This window comes from Streptomyces durocortorensis, from assembly GCF_016901035.1.
In the GTDB taxonomy this organism is placed as follows: domain Bacteria; phylum Actinomycetota; class Actinomycetes; order Streptomycetales; family Streptomycetaceae; genus Streptomyces; species Streptomyces durocortorensis.
Map to the genome: position 1 here is coordinate 1 of NZ_JAFEUF010000136.1, position 19848 is coordinate 19848.

Sequence of the window (19848 nt, forward strand, 5' to 3'; positions counted from 1 at the left end):
GGGGCGCGCGCCCGCCCCCCCCCCCCGGGGGCCCCCCCCGGGGGGGGGGGGGGCGGGCGCCCCCCCCCCGGCCCGGGGGGGGGCCCCCCCCCCCACGGCTCAGATGCGGCCCGCGGCCCACTCCAGGGCGGCGGAGACCCGGGTGTACACCCCGGGGCTGCCCGGGCGCCCGCAGCCGCTGCCCCAGGACACCAGGCCGATGAGCCGCCCACGGGCCACCAGCGGCCCGCCGCTGTCGCCCTGGCACGCGTCCCGGCCCCCCGCCGGATCGCCCGCACAGAGCATCGCCGAGGCCTTGTACGTGCCCTCCCGGCCGCCCGGGTAGGCCCGCGCGCAGTCGCTGTCGGGCAGGACCTGGATCCGGGCGGACCGCAGCACGGAGGCGTAGGTGCCGCTTCCCGTCGTATCGCCCCAGCCGTAGACGTCCGCGGCGGTCCCGGCCCGGTAGGCGGCGTCCCCGCTCCTGGCCGTGGGGATCGTCCCGCCCTTCGGCAGGGCGCGGGACAGGGTCAGCACCGCGACGTCGCCGGCGTTGGAGTCGGGGTCGTACGCCGGGTTCACCCAGATGGACCGGACCGGGATCTCCCGGCCGCCGGAATCGCTCAGCCGCTCCCGGCCGGCGATGACCAGCAGGTCCTTCACCCGCTTCGCCGGTCCGCCGAGCGCCTCGTCACTCAGACAGTGGGCGGCCGTCAGGATCTTCGTGGGCGCCACGGCCACGCCGCCGCAGAACTGCCCGGAGCGCGCCCCTCCGAACCGGTCCCGGCTGGAGAGCGCCACGGCCCAGGGGCTGTCCGCCACCGGGGCGGGCTGTCCGCCGACGACGATGCTGTCCGCCACCGCCGCGGAGGGCGCGGCGAGGGGCAGCACGGCCGCGGCGGCGGTCAGGGCGAGCACCCCGGTCAGGGCACGGACGACGGGACGGGGCATGGAGGCTCCTGACGCTGAGGCGATAAACGTTTCACCCAGCGTGATCCAGCCGGTCCGCGTCCACCCCCGGGGACACGCCGGAGGGCCCCGATCCCCAGGGGGTTCCGGGCCCTCGGCCGGTGAAACTTCCGCGATCCGGTATTCAGCGATCCGGACTTCGGCGATCCAGTCGGGACCGTCGCACCTCGGCGGTCTAGTCGAGGTAGTCGCGCAGCACCTGGGAGCGCGACGGGTGACGAAGCTTCGACATCGTCTTCGACTCGATCTGACGGATGCGCTCACGCGTCACGCCGTAGACCTTGCCGATCTCGTCGAGCGTCTTCGGCTGACCGTCGGTGAGACCGAAGCGCATCGAGACCACGCCGGCCTCACGCTCGGAGAGCGTGTCGAGCACCGAGTGGAGCTGCTCCTGGAGGAGCGTGAAGCTGACCGCGTCCGCCGGGACGACCGCCTCGGAGTCCTCGATCAGGTCACCGAACTCGCTGTCGCCGTCCTCGCCGAGCGGGGTGTGCAGCGAGATCGGCTCGCGGCCGTACTTCTGGACCTCGATGACCTTCTCGGGGGTCATGTCGAGTTCCTTGGCCAGCTCCTCCGGGGTGGGCTCGCGGCCCAGGTCCTGGAGCATCTGGCGCTGCACCCGCGCGAGCTTGTTGATGACCTCGACCATGTGCACCGGGATACGGATGGTGCGGGCCTGGTCGGCCATCGCGCGGGTGATCGCCTGACGGATCCACCAGGTGGCGTACGTGGAGAACTTGTAGCCCTTGGTGTAGTCGAACTTCTCGACCGCGCGGATCAGACCGAGGTTGCCCTCCTGGATCAGGTCCAGGAAGAGCATGCCGCGGCCGGTGTAGCGCTTGGCCAGGGAGACCACCAGACGGAGGTTGGCCTCCAGGAGGTGGTTCTTGGCCCGGCGGCCGTCCTCGGCGATGATCTCCAGCTCGCGCTTGAGCTTCGGCGCCAGCTTGTCGGCGTTCGCCAGCTTGTCCTCGGCGAAGAGACCGGCCTCGATGCGCTTGGCGAGTTCGACCTCCTGCTCGGCGTTGAGGAGGGGAACCTTGCCGATCTGCTTCAGGTAGTCCTTGACCGGGTCGGCGGTGGCGCCGGCGACGGCGACCTGCTGGGCAGGTGCGTCGTCCTCGTCGTCGTCGGAGAGGACGAAGCCCTTGTTCTCGCCCTCGCCCTCCTCTTCCTCACCCTTACCGGCCTTGACTTCCTCGGTCGGCTCGTCGCCGTCGAGGATCTCGTCGTCCTGCTTGCCGGACTTCTTCGCGGCGGTCTTCTTGGCCGCCGTCTTCTTCGCGGCGGTCTTCTTGGCAGCGGTCTTCTTCGCCGCCGCCTTCTTGGCGGGAGCGGCCGCGACGGCGTCGTCGGCCACCGCGTCCGCACTCTCGGCCGCCGGGGCGGCGGTGGCCGCGACGGTCCTGGTCACGGTGGTCTTCGCCGCGACGGTCTTGGTGGCGGTGCGCTTGACCGGGCTCTTCGCTGCGACGCTCTTGCGGGCGCGCTTCGGCGACTCCGCGGCACTGACCATCAGCGTCACACCCTCTTCCTCGAGGATCTGGTTGAGGCTGCGCAGAACGTTCTTCCACTGGGTTGGCGGAATCTGGTCAGCCTCGAAGGCCCGACGCACGTCATCGCCGGCGATCTGCCCATCAGCCTTTCCCCGCTCGATGAGCGCCATCACAGACTCGGACTCGGCGATCTCCGGCGGGAGCGTACGGGATGTGCTGGCCGACACGAACAACCTCTCGGAACGATGGAAACGGCTTCCGGCCCTGCCCTGGAGGGGGCTGGAACCGACGACCGCCGACTGGGGATGTCGTCGACGGCGCGGGTTTGGCCTCAGAACTGAAACAGCGCGCCCATGGGCTGCTGTATTCCTTCCGCTGCGCTCACCTCTTAGGTCATCGCGCTGCTTCGAGGAGTGTTACGGCCAATACGCGTGGCCCGAGTCACACCTCATTCGCGACGAACGGGATGAAAGGTTGCATCCCCCTCCATTGTGCCGCCGTACCTGTGCGGCCCGGCGGCATCAGGCCCACACATCCCGGCTCGGCCCCGGTCAGTGCTCGCGCGGTGCGGGGACCACTCGCTCGACGTCGGGGTGGACGACGAGCAGTTGGCGCATGGCCGTCTCGGCGGCCCCGGCATCGCCCGACGCCAGAGCGTCGGCGATCCGCGCGTGGTGGGCGAGCGAGGTCTCGCCGGGGCGGTCACAGCCGGTGACGGGGCCCCCGGAGACATGGAGGGCGGCGGAGACGATGCCGGAAAGGTGTTCGAGCATCCGGTTGCCCGCAGCCTGGATGAGCAGGGCGTGGAACTCCGCGTCGGCACGGGAGAAGGTGATCGCGTCCCCCTGCCCCATCGCGTGCCCCATGATCTCCACCATGTCGCCGAGCCGCTGCTGGAGGTCGTCCCGGCCGTGCCCGGCCGCGAGGCGGGCCGCGAGCGGTTCGATGGTCCAGCGGAGCTCGGCCAGCTCACGACGCTGGTCGTCACGCTGCGGACCGAAGGCCCGCCATTCGATGATGTCGGGATCCAGGAGGTTCCAGTCGCTGACCGGGCGGACCCTCGTCCCCACATTGGGGCGTGCGCTGACCAGCCCCTTGGCTTCGAGGACGCGCAGGGATTCACGTACGACGGTGCGGGAGACCTCGAACCGCTGGCCGATCTCCTCGGGAACGAGGGGGCGGTCCGCGCCGAGGTCACCGGAAACGATCATCTGGCCCAGCTGCTGGACGAGTTGGCCGTGGAGACCGCGCCCCCGGCTGGCCGAACCCCGTCGGCTCGCCCGTCCCAGCTCGGAATCGGTACCGCCCCAGGCCCGGGTGGCGGCACGCTCGCCGGCCGACGCCTCCGTATAGGGGTAGCGGTCGAGTTCGCCCGAGCCGGCCAGGCCGGAATCGGCGGTGCGGGCGGCGGTCATCATGGTGTGCGCAAGGGTACTCACGCATCCTTTGTCGGCGCGGCTCGGCCACCCCTTGAGGTCTTTGGTGAAAAGCACACGAAAGGGTGATCGGCGCCCGCTCCGCAATTGACGCCATATCCGCACAAACCAGTCATTTCTCAGGGAGTTGTGGGCTCCTCTCCTCGGCTCGGGACGGCGGCGATCACCAACGCGCCCTTCCGCGAAGGCTGGTGAACAGATACGCGCAGATCAGGGCTGACAACGACAGGGTGAGTGCGGTCCCGACGGGCTGCGCCACCACCCGCGCTACGGCCAGGACCCAGTGGTCCGCCTCCTGCGGCAGCTGCCACCCGGCCAGTTCGCGTAGCCGGCCCGGGAGCCCGGCGACCGAACGCGCGGACGGCACCGCGAAGATCTTCTGCACCAGCGGAACAACGAGCACCGGTACGGCCAGCACCGCGGCGATGCCCGCCCCGGCCACCCGGAAGACACCGGCGGCCAGAAGCCCCGCCCAGGCGCAGCCGACGCTCAGGCCGGCCCAACTCACAACCAGCGCGAAGGCGTTCGAAGGGATCTCGATCAAGTCAGGTCCGTACACGAGCCGGAGGCTCTGCGCTCCGCACACCAGGGCCAGGGCCGCGAGCAGCAGGGCGAAGCCCGCGGTCACGGTGAGCTTGGCCAGCAGCAGTCCGAGCCGCCGGGGCACGGTGCCGCGAGCGGCGGCGAGAGCGGGGTAGCGGAACTCGTCCCCGAAGGACAGCGCGCCCAGCAGGCCGGCGCCGAGTGCGGCCGGAGGCAGCGGCAGCAGAGCGGGCCAGGCGGCGAGCACGCGGGGAAGCGCGGTCCCGTCGGTGCGGGCCAGCAGGACGGAGACGGCGGCCGACACCACCAGAACGGCCGCCATGATCATGGTCGTTGTCCGGACGCCGAGCGAGCGTCGCAGTTCGTACCGGAGGGGGCGCAGGGGGCCGCGCGCTGGTCGCACCCGGATCGGGGGCGGCAGCTCGGACAGCGCGGCGGCCGCATCGCCCCGCTCCGCCGCCCCGACTCCGGCCTCCGCCGGGGCGGCGGGTCCGGTGTCGCCGATCTCGTCGGCGAGCCGGTGCACGGGGACACCGTGCCGGTAGGCGGTGTCGCCGATCTCCGCGCAGTTGCTGCCGTACACCGTCAGTCGGCCGCTCGCTTCCTCGACCACCTCGACGGAGCGCTGCGCGGCTCGGGCCTCCCGGCTGACCACGGCCGCCAGCCGGGCCGCGTGCGGGGTGCGGACGGCGACGCGGGCGCGGAGCCGGGTGCGGGCGAAGTCGGCGACGTCCTGGTCGGCGACGAGGCGTCCACCGCCGATGGTGACGACGCGATCGGCGGTGCGGGCCGCCTCCTTGGGGTCGCCGGTGGTGTGGAGGACCGTGCCGCCCTGGGCCGCGTGCGCGCGCAGCAGCCCGTACAGCCAGCTGTTCTCCCGTGGGGACAGCCCCTCCGCCGGTTCGTCGAGGATCAGGGTGTGCGGGTCTCCGAGCAGGGCGGAGGCGAGGCCGAGCCGTCGGTCCATGCCCACCGAGAGGGTGCCCAGGCGCTGGTCCCCGAGCCCGGCGAGACCGACGACCTCCAGCACCTCGTCGGCCCGGGTGGCGGGCACGCCCGCGGCCGCGCAGAGCATACGGAGCTGACCCCGGGCGGTCCGGGACGGATGGCCCGGTACGTCGCCGAGCAGCACGCCCACTTCCCGGGCCGGGTGGGCGATGCGGTGCAGCGGCCTCCCCCGGAAGTAGGCGACGCCCCGCCCGGCGTCCAGTTCGAGCATCAGCCGCAGGGCCGTGGTCTTGCCCGAGCGGGGGGCGCCCAGCAGAGCCGTGACACGGCCGGGAGGAGCCTCGAAGGTCAGATCGTTCACGGCGGGCGGAGCGTCGCGCCGGGGGGTGCTGGTGAGTCCGATGGCCTGAAGCATCGCTTCTCTCGCGTCTCTCGCGGAAGGTGAGACCGCTCGGCGGCAAGGGGGTACCGCAGCAACATAACGCGACATTTCAGACTTTTGGTGCAGGGGCGGGCCGACAGGCGTTCCGCGGGGCCATCGCGGGGGAACGCCCGGTGGCTCAGACCTCGGGTCGCAGCATCGGCGGATTGAGCACCGTGGCCGACCCGGACCGGAAGAGCTGCGCGGGCCGGCCGCCCTGCCGCGTGGTCGTCCCGCCGGAAGGCACCAGGAATCCGGGCGTTCCGGTGACCTTGCGGTGGAAGTTGCGGGGATCGAGGACCACGCCCCACACCGCTTCGTACACCCGGCGCAGCTCCCCGACCGTGAACTCCGGCGGGCAGAACGCCGTGGCCAGCGAGGAGTATTCGATCTTGGAGCGGGCCCGCTCCACCCCGTCGGCCAGGATCCGCGCGTGGTCGAAGGCCAGCGGAGCCGCCTGATCGCCCTCCCGGTCCGTGCCGGGGTGCAGCAGGTCCTCGACCGGCGCCCAGCGCGCACTGTTGGCGTCACCGCCCGCCCGGGGCGCGGGAAGGTCCGGTGCGAGGGCGAGGTGGGCGACGCTGACCACCCGCATCCGGGGGTCGCGCGCCGGGTCGCCGTAGGTGGCCAGCTGCTCCAGATGTGCGCCGTTGCCCGCGGCCGGTCTCGCCGGGTCGTGTGCGCAGAGGCCGGTTTCCTCCACGAGCTCCCGCGCTGCCGCGGACTCCAGGTCCTCGTCCAGCCTGACGAAACCGCCGGGCAGCGCCCATCGGCCCTGGAACGGGGTCTCTCCGCGGCGGACGACCAGCGCGCAGAGCGCGTGACGGCGCACGGTGAGCACGACCAGGTCGACGGTGACTGCGAAGGGCGGGAAGGTCGACGGGTCGTAGGGCGGCATGCCGCGATCATAGTCGTCTGCCTGACGATAAACACTCCCTTCAGCATGCTCGTGATCAGTCCATGTCCCACGGTTCGGGATGCGGCGCGGCTCAGGGCGCCGCGGTGGGATCGGAGCGGCCGTTCAGTGGGACAGTCGGTCATGCCTATGACCAACCCGTGGCTCGCCGGCCCGTCCCCGAAGAAGCGTCTGGATCGAGAGCGTCTGGAGGAGCGGATACTCAACCTGCTGTCGTCACAGAACATGTGCGTGCTCGCGACGGCGGGTCCGGAAGGGCCGCTCGCGACGCCGGTGCGGTACTTCCACCTCGACTTCGCGGTGATGTTCAGCACCGCCCCCGGGTCGCCGAAGATGCGGAACCTGGCCGCGGACCCCCGGGTGTCGGTGGGAATCTTCGCTCCGCTGGTCGGACAGGCCAGCAGCCGAGGGGCCCAACTCTTCGGGCGCGCGCGTGTGCTGTCGGAGCACGACCGGGATTTCGAGCACTACTGGCCGGCGTTCCGCTGGCAGTCCGACCATGTCGAGCGGTCACGTTCGCTCGACGAACCCCCGTCGGGACCTCTCGTGGTGATCGAGGCTCAGCGGATCGTCTACACAGAACACTGGCTGCGGCGCGAGGGGTTCGCGCCGCGTCAGTTCTGGACCAGGCGGGGTGAGGCCGCGGATCCCGAGGCCGAGGACAGGGATCCCGGGGCCGAAGGCACGGATCCCGGCCGGCCGGCAGGCTAGCCGGCCGGCTTTCGCCTGCCCCTTCACCTTCGCCTTCACCAGCTCCCTCGCCGGTTCATCGGCCAGGGGGCGTCCGGTTCATCGTCGCGTCCTGCTGCCGCGACGCCCGTACCGCCGGGCGTCGCGTGTCCGCCGCCCGGTCACCGGGGTCCGGGGGGAGGTCGAGCCGGGTGACGCCTTCCCGCGATCGGTGCCCGGACTCCGAGGAGCGCGCCCTCGGCGTCCGCCCCCGCCGGGCAGCGGGCGGACCTTGCGGACGTGCAGGGGAACGGCTCCCCGGTCGGCGACGGTCTCCACCACCGCCTCCGGCGCTTCGGCACCGACGCCCGTGTCCTCTGCGGCCGCCTCGCGCAGGCAACGGCGCAGGGCTTCCGGATCAAGCCCCTCATTGCAGGCCCGGTGCAGCAGTTGGGCGAACGTGTAGTCGGGATCGGCGCGCAGTGCCAGGGCCAGGGCGACCCGCGCGCCCGGCTCGTCGCCGGTGGACCAGGAGACCCAGCCCGCCAGGGTGAGCGGAGCGGCGGCGTGCTCGCCGTACGGTGCGACGCAGCGCCGGGCCAGCGTCCGCCACAGCCGCAGGGCCGCTTGGGCTTCCGGCCCCTCCATCCAGGCGGCGGCCCTGTCCCGGGTCTCGCGGTCCTGGAGCCCGAGGATGACGGCGGCGGCCTCGTCGGAACCGATCAACTGGTCGTCCCCGGCGTCCGAGAGCGCGGGTGGCGCGGGCTGTGCCTCCTCGATCCGGTCCATGAGCCGGCGCGCGAGCCGGAGGGTCTCCCCCGCCACATCCCGCCTGGCCCGCTCGTCGAGAAGCCTCGGCAGCAGCGCCGTTCCGACCCTGTCCAGGGCCTTCTCCTGTGCCCGCACGGCTGCCGGGGTCCGCAGGGGCTGGAGCCGGCCTTCCATGTCGCGCAGCGTGCCCCGGACGTGGACGCCCGCGTAGGTGGCGGCCGCGGCCATCACCGTGGTGCCGGGCATGGCCAGGGGATTCCCCTGGTCGGGGCAGCATCGGGGGTCGGGACAGCAGTAGGACCAGTAACGGCCGTCGGAGATGCAGAGGGCTTCGAGGACGGGCACGTCGAGCGCTCCGCACGCCGTGCGCAGACGTTGTGCGAACGGCTTGAGCCGCTCCATCGTCTGCCGGCCGCCCGCACCGTCCGGCGAGTCCTGGCAGAGGAAGAGCACGATCGCGTCGGGCCGTCCTTCACGGCGCTCGCTCCCCGAGACCAGGCACTCCGCCAACTGGTCGGCGACCGGCCCCCATTCGCCGGGCGCCTGCGGAATTCCGAGCCGGAGCCGGCCGCCGAACCGGCCCTGGCCGCCGTGCAGGGCGACCATCACGACGCTGTCGTTGGGATAGAAGCCCATGAGATACGGGAGGGCGTCGGCGAGCTCGGCGGGGCCGCGCAGGGTGATCTGCTGCTCCCCGGCGGGGCCGGTGGATTCGTGGTGCTTGTTCATGGCTCGACGGTCCCGCAGCCCGCCCCGTCCCGCGACCCCTGTGGATAACGTTATCCACAGGCTCGCGTCGTCGTTCGCGGTTTGTCGTGGTCATCAGGTTGCATAGGGGCATGACCAACGCAGATCGTGCAGCGCTCAGGGCTTCGGCCGATTCCGTCCTCGCCCGCCTGGTGGGCGATGCCACCGGTACGGCCGTGCTGCGCGAGGACCAGTGGGTGGCCATCGAGGCGCTCGTCGCCGACAAGCGCAGGGCGCTGGTCGTGCAGCGCACCGGCTGGGGCAAGTCCGCCGTCTACTTCGTGGCGACGTCGCTGCTCCGCGCGCAGGGCAGCGGCCCGACCGTGATCGTCTCACCGCTGCTGGCGCTGATGCGCAACCAGGTCGCGGCCGCCGCCCGGGCCGGGATCAGCGCCCGCACGATCAATTCGTCCAACACGGAGGAGTGGGAGAGCGTCCAGGCCGAGGTGGCGGCGGGCGAGGTGGACGTCCTGCTGGTGAGCCCCGAGCGGCTCAACAACCCCGACTTCCGCGACCAGGTGCTGCCGAAGCTGGCTGCGGCGACCGGGCTCCTGGTGGTCGACGAGGCCCACTGCATCTCCGACTGGGGGCACGACTTCCGGCCCGACTACCGGCGGCTGCGGACGATGCTCGCCGACCTGCCGACCGGGGTGCCGGTGCTCGCCACCACCGCCACGGCCAACGCCCGCGTGACGGCGGACGTCGCGGAGCAGCTGGGCACCGGAGCCGGGACGGACGCACTGGTTCTGCGGGGACCGCTGGACCGGGAGAGCCTGAGCCTGAGCGTGCTGCGACTGCCCAACGCGGCGCACCGGCTGGCCTGGCTGGGCGACCATCTCGGTGAGCTTCCCGGCTCCGGAATCATCTACACGCTGACCGTGGCGGCGGCCGAGGAGGTCACCGCCTATCTGCGCCAGAACGGGCACCCGGTGGCCTCCTACACCGGGCGGACCGAGAACGCCGACCGGCAGCAGGCCGAGGACGATCTGCTGGCCAACCGGGTCAAGGCGCTGGTCGCCACGTCCGCGCTGGGCATGGGGTTCGACAAGCCCGACCTCGGTTTCGTCGTGCATCTGGGGTCTCCTTCCTCCCCCATCGCCTACTACCAGCAGGTCGGGCGTGCGGGACGCGGGGTGGAGCATGCCGAGGTGCTGCTGCTCCCCGGGAAGGAGGACGAGGCGATCTGGCAGTATTTCGCCTCCGTCGCCTTCCCTCCCGAGGAGCAGGTGCGGCGCACCCTGGACGTTCTGGCCCACGCGGAGCGGCCCCTGTCGCTTCCCGCTCTGGAGCCTCTGGTCGATCTGCGCAGGACCCGGCTGGAGACGATGCTCAAGGTGCTGGACGTCGACGGAGCCGTGAAGCGCGTCAAGGGCGGCTGGATCTCCACGGGCACCCCCTGGGTCTACGACGCCGAGCGCTACGCCTGGGTCGCCCGGCAGCGGGAGGCCGAGCAGCAGGCCATGCGCGACTACGCCTCGACGACGGCGTGCCGGATGGAGTTCCTGCGGCTGCGTCTGGACGACGAAGAGGCCGCTCCCTGCGGTCGCTGTGACAACTGCGCGGGCGCCCGCTTCGACGACAAGGTGTCCACCGCCGCCCTGGACGGAGCGCGCACCGAGCTGGGCCGGCCCGGTGTGGAGGTCGAGCCCCGCAAGATGTGGCCCACCGGTCTGCCCGCGGTGGGCATCGAGCTCAAGGGGCGTATCCCCGCGGGCGAACTGTCCTTCACCGGCAGGGCGCTCGGCCGGCTCTCCGACATCGGCTGGGGCAACCGGCTGCGCCCCATGCTCGCCGCGCAGGCCCCGGACGCTGCGGTGCCGGACGATGTCACCAACGCCGTGGTCACCGTGCTCGCCGACTGGGCGAAGGGGCCGGGCGGTTGGGCCTCCGGGGCGGCGGACGCGGCTCCCCGGCCGGTCGGCGTGGTGACCGTCGCCTCGCGCCGCAGGCCGCAACTGGTCGAGTCGCTCGGCCGGCGCATCTCCGAGATCGGCCGGATGCCCCTGCTCGGGACGGTCTCCTATGCGCCGGGCTCCGAGGAGGTGCGGATGTCCCAGACCAACAGCGCGCAGCGGGTGCGGGCGTTGCACGAGACCCTGGTCGTGGAGCCGGAGCTGGCGGCGGCGTTGACGGCGGCCGACGGTCCCGTTCTGCTGGTGGACGATCTGGCGGACACCGGCTGGACCCTGGCCGTGGCGGGGCGCCTCCTGAGGCGGGCCGGAGCCCAGGGGGTGTTTCCGCTGGTCCTCGCGGTTCAGGGGTGACAGGGGGAGTCATCCCGGGCAGGTCTGGGCAGGGATATCAGTGTCATTCCGGCTGATTCCCGTCAGCCGCAGTAATTGCTCGTTGCCGCCCGCCGGTAGGCCAGGGAGGATGGGAAGCGCCCCCGCACAGTTCTCGCCGGGCCCGGAAGGGCTGTGCCGCGGCGCGCCCTCACTCGACCCTGCCCGCACCGTGGGCGCGTAGCGAAGGGAGGACCGTGACCTTCGGATTCGCCCCGTCCACAGCCACTTCGACAGCGGCGTCCGCGGTTTCCGCAGACTCCGTCAACCGCCTTGCCCGGATGCTCGAACCAGCGGAGTGGGCCTCGGCGGGGATACCCCTGCTCCGCAGCCCCCGGGAGGTCGTCAGCGGGCTGCACTCCCGCCACCGGCCGACTCCGGCCACCGCCGTGGTCGCGGTCCTCGATCATGAGGAACGGCTCACGGCGAGCGCCTCGTTCGCCCGCCGGGCCACGGTGCCCGCGGACGGCTGGGAGTTCCGCAACGCCCTGCTGGCGCAGTTGCGGCGGGTCATCCCGCACGATCTGCGCCGCCGTACGCCGGTCCGTACGGCCGTCCTTCTCTACTGCCGTGACGGCGACGAACGGTGGACCGAGGAGGACGGTGCGTGGATGTGGGGCCTCAGGGACGCCTGCACTCTGCACGGGCTGCGCTGTGGTGCCTACATCACGCTCACCCGCGGCGGCTGGCAGGTGCTCGGCGAGGGAAGGGGCGGGCGACGGCCCAGTTCGCTGTCGGAGCCCTCGCTCCTGGCCGACGCCGTCGCCGACCACCTGACCGCCCCGACCCGGTCGGGCGGCGGAGCGGTGGAGGCACTGCGCCGCACCGCGGCCCGCTGAGCGTGCCCCCGGGCCCCCCGGGGGGGGGGCGGGGCCCCCCCCGGGGGGGGGCCGCCCCCCCCCCCCCGGGGGGGGTTTTTTAGACCCCGGGGGCCGCGCCCCCAAACCAACCCCGCCCCCCCGCCCCGGGCCGGGCCCCGGGGGCCGCGGCCCCGCCCGCCCCGCGTGGCGGCCGCGGGGCGCCCGCCCGCCGGCCCCGGCGGCCCCCCCCCCCCCCCGGCGGGGTCCGGTCAGACCCCGGCGCCGAGTGCGGAGTTGATCGTCCGCGGGTCTCCGCAGACGATCAGCAGCGCGGCCGCGCGGTCACGCGCGACGGGCAGGGTACGCGCCACGGTCCGGTCGCCGTCGCCGTCGCCGTTGACCGCGACGACGACCACGGGCCGGGACCGCGCCCGGTCCGCCGCGGAGAGGTCGGCGAAGAAGACGTCGTCGCCCGCGTCGTGCTGAGCCCAGTACGACGCTTCGCCGAAGGACAGCTCGTGGGCGGCCCACGGGTGCTGTTCGCCGGTGGTCAGCACCAGGATGTCGCCCGGTGCACGACCGGACTCCAGCAGCAGGTCGACGGCTCCCTCGGCCGCGTCGAGCGCACCGGCGACCGGGGCCGGGATCAGCTGGAGGGTCGGCGCGGTGCGGCCGGTGGCCGGAGTGACGCGGGGACCCTGGGCGCTCTCGGGAATCTGAGGCTCCTCGGAGATCAGAGGCATGACGGTGGTCTGGTTGTCGGACGCCGAGGTCGTCGGCGCCGGGAAAAGGGGCGCGTGTGCGCGATCAGAATTCGAAGCCGAGCTGGCCCCCGCTTTCGAGTGCGGCCGCCTCGGCGGAAATACGGACCTTCTTCAGGTGCTGCCACCGGGGCAGCGCGTCCAGGTACGACCAGGAGAGGCGGTGGTGGGCCGTGGGCCCCCGCTCCTCCAGCGCGGCCCGGTGCACGGGCGAGGGATATCCCGCGTTGGCGTCGAAGGCGAAGTCGCCGCAGTCCTCGGACGCGGCACCGAGCTCGGCCATCATCCGGTCACGGTGCACCTTGGCGATCACGGAGGCCGCCGCGACCGCGATACAGGACTGATCGCCCTTGATCACGGTGCGGACCTTCCAGGGAACGCCCAGGTAGTCGTGCTTGCCGTCGAGTATCACCGCGTCGGGGCGCACCGGCAGCCCCTCCAGGGCGCGCACGGCGGCGAGCCGGAGGGCGGCGGTCATTCCGAGGTCGTCGATCTCCTGCGGCGAGGCGTCGCCCAGGGCGTAGGCGGTGACCCAGTTCCGCAGCACGGGGTCGAGCTCGGCGCGCCGCCGGGGGGTCAACAGCTTGGAATCGGTGAGACCTTCGGGCGGTCGGCGCAGGCCGGTGATCGCCGCGCACACGGTGACGGGTCCGGCCCACGCACCGCGTCCGACCTCATCGACACCGGCGACGGTCCTGGCACCGGTGGTAGCGCGAATCGAGCGCTCGACGGTGTGCGTGGGTGGTTCGTACGGCATGGCGCCAGCCAGCGTACGCCGACAGCCGCGGCAGCAACACCCCGGGGCGCCGCGCGTACCGCGAATCAGCCATCGAGGGCGGTCACGAGGGGCCCGTGGCCCCTCTGAACCCCGTGGAGTTCAGAGGGGCCACGGGCTCTCGGGGTGCGTCGGATCGAAGCGGTACTGCCGCTCGAAGGCCGTTGCTCAGTACGGGTCGTAGCCGCCGTCGTCCGGCTCGTAGCCGTCGCGGGATCCGTCCCGGCCCACGCCGTAGCATGCGCGCGCGTCGCCCAGCACCGGCCGCTTCTCCAGGATCTCCTTCGCCCGCGTCTCTCCCCAGCTGGTCGCGTACCAGGGGGCATCGGAGTGGAGAACCTCGTTCTGGATGATCCGCAGCGCACAGGAGCGTTCCGGTTCGGGCAGCCGGTCCAGGGCGGGTACGGCGTCGGCGGACAGGTCCTTGACGTAGTCGATGTCGATGCCGGTCGACTTGCCGTCCTCGAAGCGCTGGACGTTCTGCTCGGCGATCAGTCCGTCCGGCGAGAGCAGCCCGAAGGCCAGGACCCCGGCCGCCGCACTCACCGCGATGGCCCGCGGCAGGAACCGGACCCCGAAGACACCGGCCGCCAGGATCAGGACGAGGACCACCCCGAGCCAGAGCTCCATCGCGGCCACGGATATCCGCAGCCTGGTCAGGCCGTACTCGTCGACGTACAAGTCCATGCGGCGCAGCGCGGAGGCGACGACGACGAGGGTGAGCACGCACAGGGTGCCGAGGACGGCGCGCACCAGCGTCCGGTCCCGGCTGCCGCCGCGTGGCGCCCAGCGCAGGGCCAGGGCGATCACGAGGAGGGTGAGCAGGGTGGCCCACAGCAACTGCCAGAAGCCTTGGCGGGCGTACTCGGCGTGGTCGAGTCCGGTCTCCGCCCGCACCTTCTCGTAACCCCCGAGGAGGACGACGAGCTGGAGGGTGATGAACGCGGCGAAGAGCAGGTTGAGCACGATCAACGGAAGGGCCCATTCGGCCCGTCCCCGCGGTTTGCCGGGCGGTACAGTGACGCCGTCCCAGCGCACCGGGGCCGCGGCGGCGTACGCGGCGGCGAGTGCGCCCGCCAGACCGAGCGCGAACAGGAAGATCCGCCAGGGCCCCTCGCCGACCGAGACGTCGGGCATGAGGTCGCCCAGCAGGTCGGCGAAGGCGGCGTCCGCGCTCGCGAAGAGGGTTCCGAACACCACGAGCAGCACAAGGGCCACCGCCGTGGTGCGCAGGGCCGAACCCCAGCGCGCCCGGGAGCCGTCGGCGCGGGCGCGTATCCCCCGTACGCCCCAGATGATGCCGGGGACGACCGAGTCGAACAGGCCCAGCGAGCCGATGAACACGCCCAGCCAGCTGCGGCTGCCGTGCAGCGCCAGCGAGCCGAGCGCGAAGGCGGAGACCACGGCGAGGAAGGTGGGCCAGCCGGCGTCCCGGAGCGCGGGCACGGCGAGCAGCGCGAGGCCCCCGACCGCCCAGGTCGCGGTCCAGGGCCGCAGTCCGCGGCCCGCCGACCGTGCGGCGAAGAACGCCGCCAGCGAGGCGGGCACCGCCACGATGAGCAGGTTCACCCCGAGTCCGTCGCCCAGGAAGAGCGCGCTCAGGACGGCGGTGGCCAGGACGGACCAGAGCACGGCGGGACGGATCAGGGGCGGAGCGGGCGGCCGGAGCCGGGCCGTCGCGCCGTCACCCGTACTGTTCTTGACTCCGGGCGTCCCCGCACCGTGCTGCCAAGGGTTGCCGGGTCCGGCTGCTGGTATGCCGGCGCGGGCCGGTGTGCCGGCGGTCGCGGTGGTCTTGATGGCTTGGGCGGGCGCGGCGGTCTCGGTGGGCGCCGGTGATTGCGGTTGCTGTTCCGGACCGGCTTCCGGCGCTTGCGGTTGCTGTTGCTGTTGCTGACCGGCTTCCGGTGACTGCTCCGGCGGTCTGGACGCTTCGGACGACTGATCGGACATGGGGCCCCTCCCCCACCGGCTCCGGGCGCGGCCCACAGCCGTACGCCCGGCCCGGTGTCTCATTCGGTGCGCGCCCTCAAGATCAACCAGGGGCGGCGTGGCCGAAAGAGTAGTACCGAACTCACGTTCGCAGACACGCAGAGTGATCCTGTGGCAGGACCGTGACAGAGGAGCCGAACAGCCTGAGGGTCAGCGCAGGGACGGGGTCAGCGCAGGGAAAGGGTCAGCCACGCCGGCGGTTCCTCCGTCTGCGCCAGCCACTCGGCGGGCGGCGCTCCGGCCTCGCTCGACGCGACGACACCGCCGACGATGGCGCACGTCGTGTCGACGTCGCCGCCCGCCTGGGCCGTCACCCAGAACGCCTCCTCGTAGTCCCCGAGGCTCCTGGCGGCCGACCAGAGCGCGAACGGCACGGTGTCGTGGGCGCTGGTCCGGCGGCCGTTGCCGAGGACCGCGGCGACCGTCCCCGCGTCCCGGTAGTCCAGCATGTCGCGGGCCCGGCGCAGCCCCGCGCCGACCGCGCTGCGGGGCACGAGCGCGATGACGCCGTCGAGGAGGTCCTCAGGGCTCGGCGGTCCGCCGGGGGCTGCGGCGAGCGACGCGGCGGCGGCCACGGCCATCGCGCCGACGACGGCCTCGCGGTGCTGGTGCGTGGTGTACGAGGAGATCTCCGCCTGGTGCGTGGCCTGCTCCGGGTCGTCCGCGTACCAGGCGCCGAGCGGCGCGATGCGCATCGCCGAACCGTTGCCCCAGGAGCCCTGTCCCTTGAACAGCGCCGAGGCCAGTTCCCGCCAGTCGCCGCCCTCCCGTACGAGCCGGAGGAGCCGGTTGACGGCGGGGCCGTAGCCCCGGTCGAAGTCGTGGTGCTCGGCGAAGGAGCGGGCGAGCGCGTCCTGGTCGATACGGCCGTGGGCGGCGAGCACGGCCAGGACCGAGGCGGCCATCTCGGTGTCGTCGGTCCACTGCCAGGGCCCGGGCGGCAGGGCCCGCTGTTTCAGCAGGGGGTAGTTGACGGGGACGAAGAACTGGGAGCCCAGGGCGTCTCCCACGGACAGCCCACGCAGGCTGGCCAGGGCGCGTTCGAAGCGCCGCGCGGAAGCAGAATCAGCGGTCATCGCACAGCCACTCTAACCGGTGCGGCCGTACGGTTCAGGGGTCCGCCAGTGCTGAAAGGGCCGGTCGAGGGTGTAGCGGCCGTTCTCCCCGAGGAGCAGGGTCCGCGTCTCGCCGTTGCCCGGGTTGGACAGCGACTCGAACTCCGCGACCGACCAGTGGAACCAGCGCATGCAGAACAGCCGCATCGTCAGTCCGTGGGTGACGAGCAGGACGTTCTCCGGGTGGTCACCCTCCTCGAAGCTCCGGTGCAGGCTCTCCAGGAACGCCCCGACCCGGTCGTAGACGTCGGCCCCGGACTCGCCCTGGGCGAAGCGGTAGAAGAAGTGCCCGTAGGCGTCCCGGTAGGCCTTCTGGAGGCGTACGTCGTCCCGGTCCTGCCAGTTGCCCCAGTCCTGCTCACGCAGCCGGGGCTCCTCGCGGACCCGGACGCGCGCCGGGTCGAGATCGAAGGCCCGGAACGTCTCGTGGGTGCGGCGGTACGGCGAGATGTAGACGCTCACCCCCTCGTCGCCGAACTGCTCGCGCAGCTCCCGGCCGGTCTCCCGGGCCTGCCGCAGACCGGCGGCGGTGAGCCGGAGCGCGTGGTCGGGCTCCCGCTCGTACACCGTGTCGTCGGCGTTGCCCTCGGACTCGCCGTGCCGGACGAGGACAATGCGCTGCGGTCGTGCCATGACCCGAGCCTAGATCGAGTCGGGCCCGCACGGGTGATCGGGCACCGCGCAGGCCGCGTCTACACCGTCCAGGAGGGGTCCAGCTCCACGACGTCCCCCGTCAGCGCGATCACGTCCGTCTCGGTCTGCGCCCGGGCCGCCAGCCGCTCGGCCCCGGCCGCGCGGTACTTGCCGCGCTCGGCGCTCGACTTCCACAGGGACAGCGCCAGGAACTCGTTGCCCGGCGCCTCGCCGAACACCCCGCGCAGCATGCCGGGCGACCCGGCCATGGCGGGATTCCACACCTGCTGCTGCATCAGCACGAAGTGCTCGGCGCGCTCCTCGTGGACCCGGCTGTGCGCGATCCTGACGACGTCCGCCTCCGCGAAGTGGGGCTCGAAACCCGTCTTCACGTCGAAGCGGCGCTCGAAGAGCGTGACCTGCATATCGCGGAACATGCCCGACTGCCCGGCGGCCAGCCGGTCGTGCCCGCGCGCCATGAAGGAGTCGTAGAAGACGCGGTTCTCCCAGAACGCGAAGACATGGGCGACATCGGGGCGCGTTCGGCTCCACCCGCCGCTCTGTCCTCTGAACCCCGGCTCGCCGAGCAGCCCCGCCCACTTCCGCTGCCCCCGTTCGAAACCATGACGGTCCACCACGGAACAGCGAATCCACTTCACCAGCACCGCGCCATCGTACGGCGCGGAACGTGGCACGCGTCACGGTCCGAAGGAGTGCACTCGAACCGGGCGTTCCGCTCGCACAATGATCACCATGACGACGCTGCACGCCCATCCTCTGTTCAGTCGGCTCGCCTCCGCCCGGCGCATCCTCGTGGCGGGTGCGGGAGGGGGCTTCGACATCTACGCCGGGCTGCCGTTGGCGCTCTCGCTGATGCACCAGGGCAAGGAGGTCCAGCTCGCCAACCTGACCTTCAGCGCGGTCGAAGGCCTTCCGCTGGAGGCCTGGGCGGCCCCCGATCTCGCGGTGATCACCCCGGACACCGCCCCGCACCAGCCGTACTTCCCCGAGCGCGCCCTCGCCCGGTGGCTCACCCGGCACGGCTACCCGGGCACGGTGCACGCGCTGTCCCGGGTCGGGGTCCAGCCGTTGCGCGCCGCGTACCGGGCGCTGATCGAGCGGTACGACATCGACGCGGTCGTCCTCGTGGACGGCGGTACGGACATCCTGATGCGCGGGGACGAGTCGGGGCTCGGCACGCCGGAGGAGGATCTCACCAGCGTCGCGGCGCTCGCCGGGATCGAGGGCCCCGAACGCCTCGTCGTGTCCATCGGGTTCGGCGTCGACGCGTACCACGGGGTGAGCCACGGCCTGGTCCTGGAGAACATCGCGGCGCTGGAGCGCGCGGGCGCGTATCTGGGTGCGTTCTCCGTACCCCGTACGAGCCGGGAGGGCGCGCTGTTCCTCGACGCGGTCGCCCACGCCCAGGAAGAGACGCGGGAGCATCCGAGCATCGTCAACGGTTCCATAGCGGCAGCCGTACGGGGGGAGTTCGGGGACGTGCAGTTCACCTCGCGCACCAAGGGGAGCGAGCTTTTCGTCAACCCGCTGATGGCCCTGTACTTCGCCTTCGAACTCGACGGGCTGGCCGGCCAGTGCCTCTATCTGGACCGGATCGAGGACACGCACCTGATGCGTCAGGTCAGCAGGGCGATCGAGCTGTTCCGCGAGGAGGTCCGGCAGCGCCCGCCGCGCAGGATCCCGCACTGAGGGCGGATGGCCCGAATCCGCCGTCCGAACCCGGGACAGTTGGTTCAGCGGCCGGTTCCGTACATGATCGGGTCCATCGTGTATCGGGTGATGAGAACGGTCCGTGGGCCGTCGGCCGGGAGGGGAGTCCGTTGAGCACTCCGAACAAGGACATCGAGAAGGTCGAAGTGCGGGTCAAATGGGATCCGAGCCCGCACGGGGCGGCCGCCAACGACCTCGACATCATCGCGGCGACCTACCCGGCCGACGAGCCGTACGGCGCCCCCGCCTACCTGGTCCACTTCGACAGCCGCTCGCCGGACGGCACCATCACTCTGAACCGGGACAGCCGGACCGGCCAGGGGTTCGGCTTCGACGAGGTCATGACCATCGAGCTGAACCGGCTGGCGGAGCGGTACGGGCGGGTGGTGGTCGGTGTCGCCATCCAGCAGCGCGACGGGCACAAGACGTTCGGCGCCATAGGGAGCACGGCGATGGAGATCGGCGAGGGCTACACGGTCCTGGCCGAGAACGACTTCTCCGACGTGGCGTGGGCGACCGCGGCGGTCGTAGGGGAGTTCACCCGGGACGGCTCGGGGCTGTGGGGCTTCCGCTCGACCGTACGCGGTTACGACGGCGACCCCGACTCGTTCGCCGCGGCGATGGGAAGCCGGGCCGCCGAGGGGTGAGATCGGCAGCCCGGGGCGCCGAGGGATGACATCGGCAGCCCGGGCCATGGAGGGATGGCATCAGCCGTTTCCGGACAACCCGGGGTGGCATGCCGAAGGGGGGGGGGGGGGGGGGGGGGGCCGGGCGGGCGCGCCGGGCGGCCTGACGCGAGCACGCCGCGCGCGCCGGACACCGCCCCGCCGGCGGGCGGCCGGACGCGCGCCGCCGCGCCCCCCC

General features: G+C 72.4%; 17 protein-coding genes. 5 read left to right on the forward strand and 12 right to left on the reverse strand.

Annotated features, from left to right (window positions below):
- Positions 1–99: 99 nt before the first annotated feature.
- The 5 genes from JS521_RS22990 to JS521_RS23010 all read right to left on the reverse strand — a co-directional run bounded on the left by JS521_RS22990 (position 100) and on the right by JS521_RS23010 (position 6690).
- Positions 100–930: a S1 family peptidase gene (locus JS521_RS22990; RefSeq protein ID WP_205084837.1), complete on the reverse strand. Its 831-nt coding sequence runs from the start codon at positions 928–930 to the stop codon at positions 100–102.
- A 193-nt stretch (positions 931–1123) separates the two neighbouring features.
- Positions 1124–2671, reverse strand: coding sequence for an RNA polymerase sigma factor (locus JS521_RS22995; RefSeq protein WP_205084838.1), 1548 nt, complete (start codon positions 2669–2671; stop codon positions 1124–1126).
- 324 nt (positions 2672–2995) lie between these two features.
- A complete protein-coding gene (locus JS521_RS23000; protein ID WP_239487694.1) occupies positions 2996–3862 on the reverse strand; it encodes a FadR/GntR family transcriptional regulator in 867 nt (288 codons plus the stop codon).
- A 181-nt stretch (positions 3863–4043) separates the two neighbouring features.
- Positions 4044–5786: an ATP-binding cassette domain-containing protein gene (locus JS521_RS23005; protein ID WP_205084840.1), complete on the reverse strand. Its 1743-nt coding sequence runs from the start codon at positions 5784–5786 to the stop codon at positions 4044–4046.
- A gap of 145 nt (positions 5787–5931) precedes the next feature.
- Positions 5932–6690, reverse strand: coding sequence for an NUDIX hydrolase (locus JS521_RS23010; RefSeq protein WP_205084841.1), 759 nt, complete (start codon positions 6688–6690; stop codon positions 5932–5934).
- A gap of 147 nt (positions 6691–6837) precedes the next feature.
- On the opposite strand from JS521_RS23010, the gene JS521_RS23015 reads away from it, so the two are divergent.
- Positions 6838–7419: a pyridoxamine 5'-phosphate oxidase family protein gene (locus JS521_RS23015; protein ID WP_239487695.1), complete on the forward strand. Its 582-nt coding sequence runs from the start codon at positions 6838–6840 to the stop codon at positions 7417–7419.
- 78 nt (positions 7420–7497) lie between these two features.
- Here the strand turns inward: JS521_RS23015 and JS521_RS23020 are convergent, their stop codons facing one another.
- Positions 7498–8877: a DUF4192 domain-containing protein gene (locus tag JS521_RS23020; protein WP_205084842.1), complete on the reverse strand. Its 1380-nt coding sequence runs from the start codon at positions 8875–8877 to the stop codon at positions 7498–7500.
- Positions 8878–8987: 110 nt separating this feature from the next.
- Here JS521_RS23020 and JS521_RS23025 point away from each other — a divergent pair, with 110 nt between their 5' ends.
- Positions 8988–11159: a RecQ family ATP-dependent DNA helicase gene (locus JS521_RS23025; protein WP_205084843.1), complete on the forward strand. Its 2172-nt coding sequence runs from the start codon at positions 8988–8990 to the stop codon at positions 11157–11159.
- 215 nt (positions 11160–11374) lie between these two features.
- The gene (locus JS521_RS23030; protein WP_205084844.1) at positions 11375–12016 is read left to right on the forward strand and encodes a hypothetical protein; all 642 of its coding nucleotides are present in this window, start codon (positions 11375–11377) and stop codon (positions 12014–12016) included.
- Between the two features lie 230 nt (positions 12017–12246).
- On the opposite strand, the gene JS521_RS23035 is transcribed toward JS521_RS23030, so the two are convergent.
- The 6 genes from JS521_RS23035 to JS521_RS23060 all read right to left on the reverse strand — a co-directional run bounded on the left by JS521_RS23035 (position 12247) and on the right by JS521_RS23060 (position 17918).
- A complete protein-coding gene (locus tag JS521_RS23035) occupies positions 12247–12720 on the reverse strand; it encodes a hypothetical protein (RefSeq protein WP_205084845.1) in 474 nt (157 codons plus the stop codon).
- Between the two features lie 64 nt (positions 12721–12784).
- The gene (gene rnhB / locus JS521_RS23040; protein WP_205084846.1) at positions 12785–13495 is read right to left on the reverse strand and encodes a ribonuclease HII; all 711 of its coding nucleotides are present in this window, start codon (positions 13493–13495) and stop codon (positions 12785–12787) included.
- Positions 13496–13681: 186 nt separating this feature from the next.
- Positions 13682–15466: a DUF4153 domain-containing protein gene (locus tag JS521_RS23045; RefSeq protein ID WP_205084847.1), complete on the reverse strand. Its 1785-nt coding sequence runs from the start codon at positions 15464–15466 to the stop codon at positions 13682–13684.
- Positions 15467–15672: 206 nt separating this feature from the next.
- On the reverse strand, positions 15673–16581 hold the full coding sequence (locus JS521_RS23050; RefSeq protein ID WP_205084848.1) for an ADP-ribosylglycohydrolase family protein: 909 nt from the start codon (positions 16579–16581) through the stop codon (positions 15673–15675).
- Positions 16582–16593: 12 nt separating this feature from the next.
- Positions 16594–17253 carry a histidine phosphatase family protein gene (locus JS521_RS23055; protein WP_205084849.1) on the reverse strand — a complete coding sequence of 220 codons (660 nt, stop codon included), beginning with the start codon at positions 17251–17253 and terminating at the stop codon, positions 16594–16596.
- 59 nt (positions 17254–17312) lie between these two features.
- The gene (locus JS521_RS23060; protein WP_205084850.1) at positions 17313–17918 is read right to left on the reverse strand and encodes a YdbC family protein; all 606 of its coding nucleotides are present in this window, start codon (positions 17916–17918) and stop codon (positions 17313–17315) included.
- Positions 17919–18006: 88 nt separating this feature from the next.
- On the opposite strand from JS521_RS23060, the gene JS521_RS23065 reads away from it, so the two are divergent.
- Together JS521_RS23065 and JS521_RS23070 are read left to right on the forward strand one after the other, a co-directional pair.
- Positions 18007–18963, forward strand: a complete 957-nt coding sequence (locus JS521_RS23065; RefSeq protein WP_205084851.1) for a DUF1152 domain-containing protein — start codon at positions 18007–18009, stop codon at positions 18961–18963.
- 131 nt (positions 18964–19094) lie between these two features.
- A complete protein-coding gene (locus tag JS521_RS23070) occupies positions 19095–19631 on the forward strand; it encodes a TerD family protein (RefSeq protein ID WP_205084852.1) in 537 nt (178 codons plus the stop codon).
- Positions 19632–19848 lie beyond the last annotated feature (217 nt).

Bases quoted from the DNA above. Each gene is read 5' to 3' on its own strand.
- JS521_RS22990 (WP_205084837.1), bottom strand. From the start codon at position 930: ATGCCCCGTCCCGTCGTCCGTGCCCTGACCGGGGTGCTCGCCCTGACC.
- JS521_RS23000 (WP_239487694.1), bottom strand. From the start codon at position 3,862: ATGATGACCGCCGCCCGCACCGCCGATTCCGGCCTGGCCGGCTCGGGC.
- JS521_RS23005 (WP_205084840.1), bottom strand. From the start codon at position 5,786: ATGCTTCAGGCCATCGGACTCACCAGCACCCCCCGGCGCGACGCTCCG.
- JS521_RS23010 (WP_205084841.1), bottom strand. From the start codon at position 6,690: ATGCCGCCCTACGACCCGTCGACCTTCCCGCCCTTCGCAGTCACCGTC.
- JS521_RS23015 (WP_239487695.1), top strand. From the start codon at position 6,838: ATGACCAACCCGTGGCTCGCCGGCCCGTCCCCGAAGAAGCGTCTGGAT.
- JS521_RS23020 (WP_205084842.1), bottom strand. From the start codon at position 8,877: ATGAACAAGCACCACGAATCCACCGGCCCCGCCGGGGAGCAGCAGATC.
- JS521_RS23025 (WP_205084843.1), top strand. From the start codon at position 8,988: ATGACCAACGCAGATCGTGCAGCGCTCAGGGCTTCGGCCGATTCCGTC.
- JS521_RS23035 (WP_205084845.1), bottom strand. From the start codon at position 12,720: ATGCCTCTGATCTCCGAGGAGCCTCAGATTCCCGAGAGCGCCCAGGGT.
- rnhB (WP_205084846.1), bottom strand. From the start codon at position 13,495: ATGCCGTACGAACCACCCACGCACACCGTCGAGCGCTCGATTCGCGCT.
- JS521_RS23045 (WP_205084847.1), bottom strand. From the start codon at position 15,466: ATGTCCGATCAGTCGTCCGAAGCGTCCAGACCGCCGGAGCAGTCACCG.
- JS521_RS23050 (WP_205084848.1), bottom strand. From the start codon at position 16,581: ATGACCGCTGATTCTGCTTCCGCGCGGCGCTTCGAACGCGCCCTGGCC.
- JS521_RS23055 (WP_205084849.1), bottom strand. From the start codon at position 17,253: ATGGCACGACCGCAGCGCATTGTCCTCGTCCGGCACGGCGAGTCCGAG.
- JS521_RS23065 (WP_205084851.1), top strand. From the start codon at position 18,007: ATGACGACGCTGCACGCCCATCCTCTGTTCAGTCGGCTCGCCTCCGCC.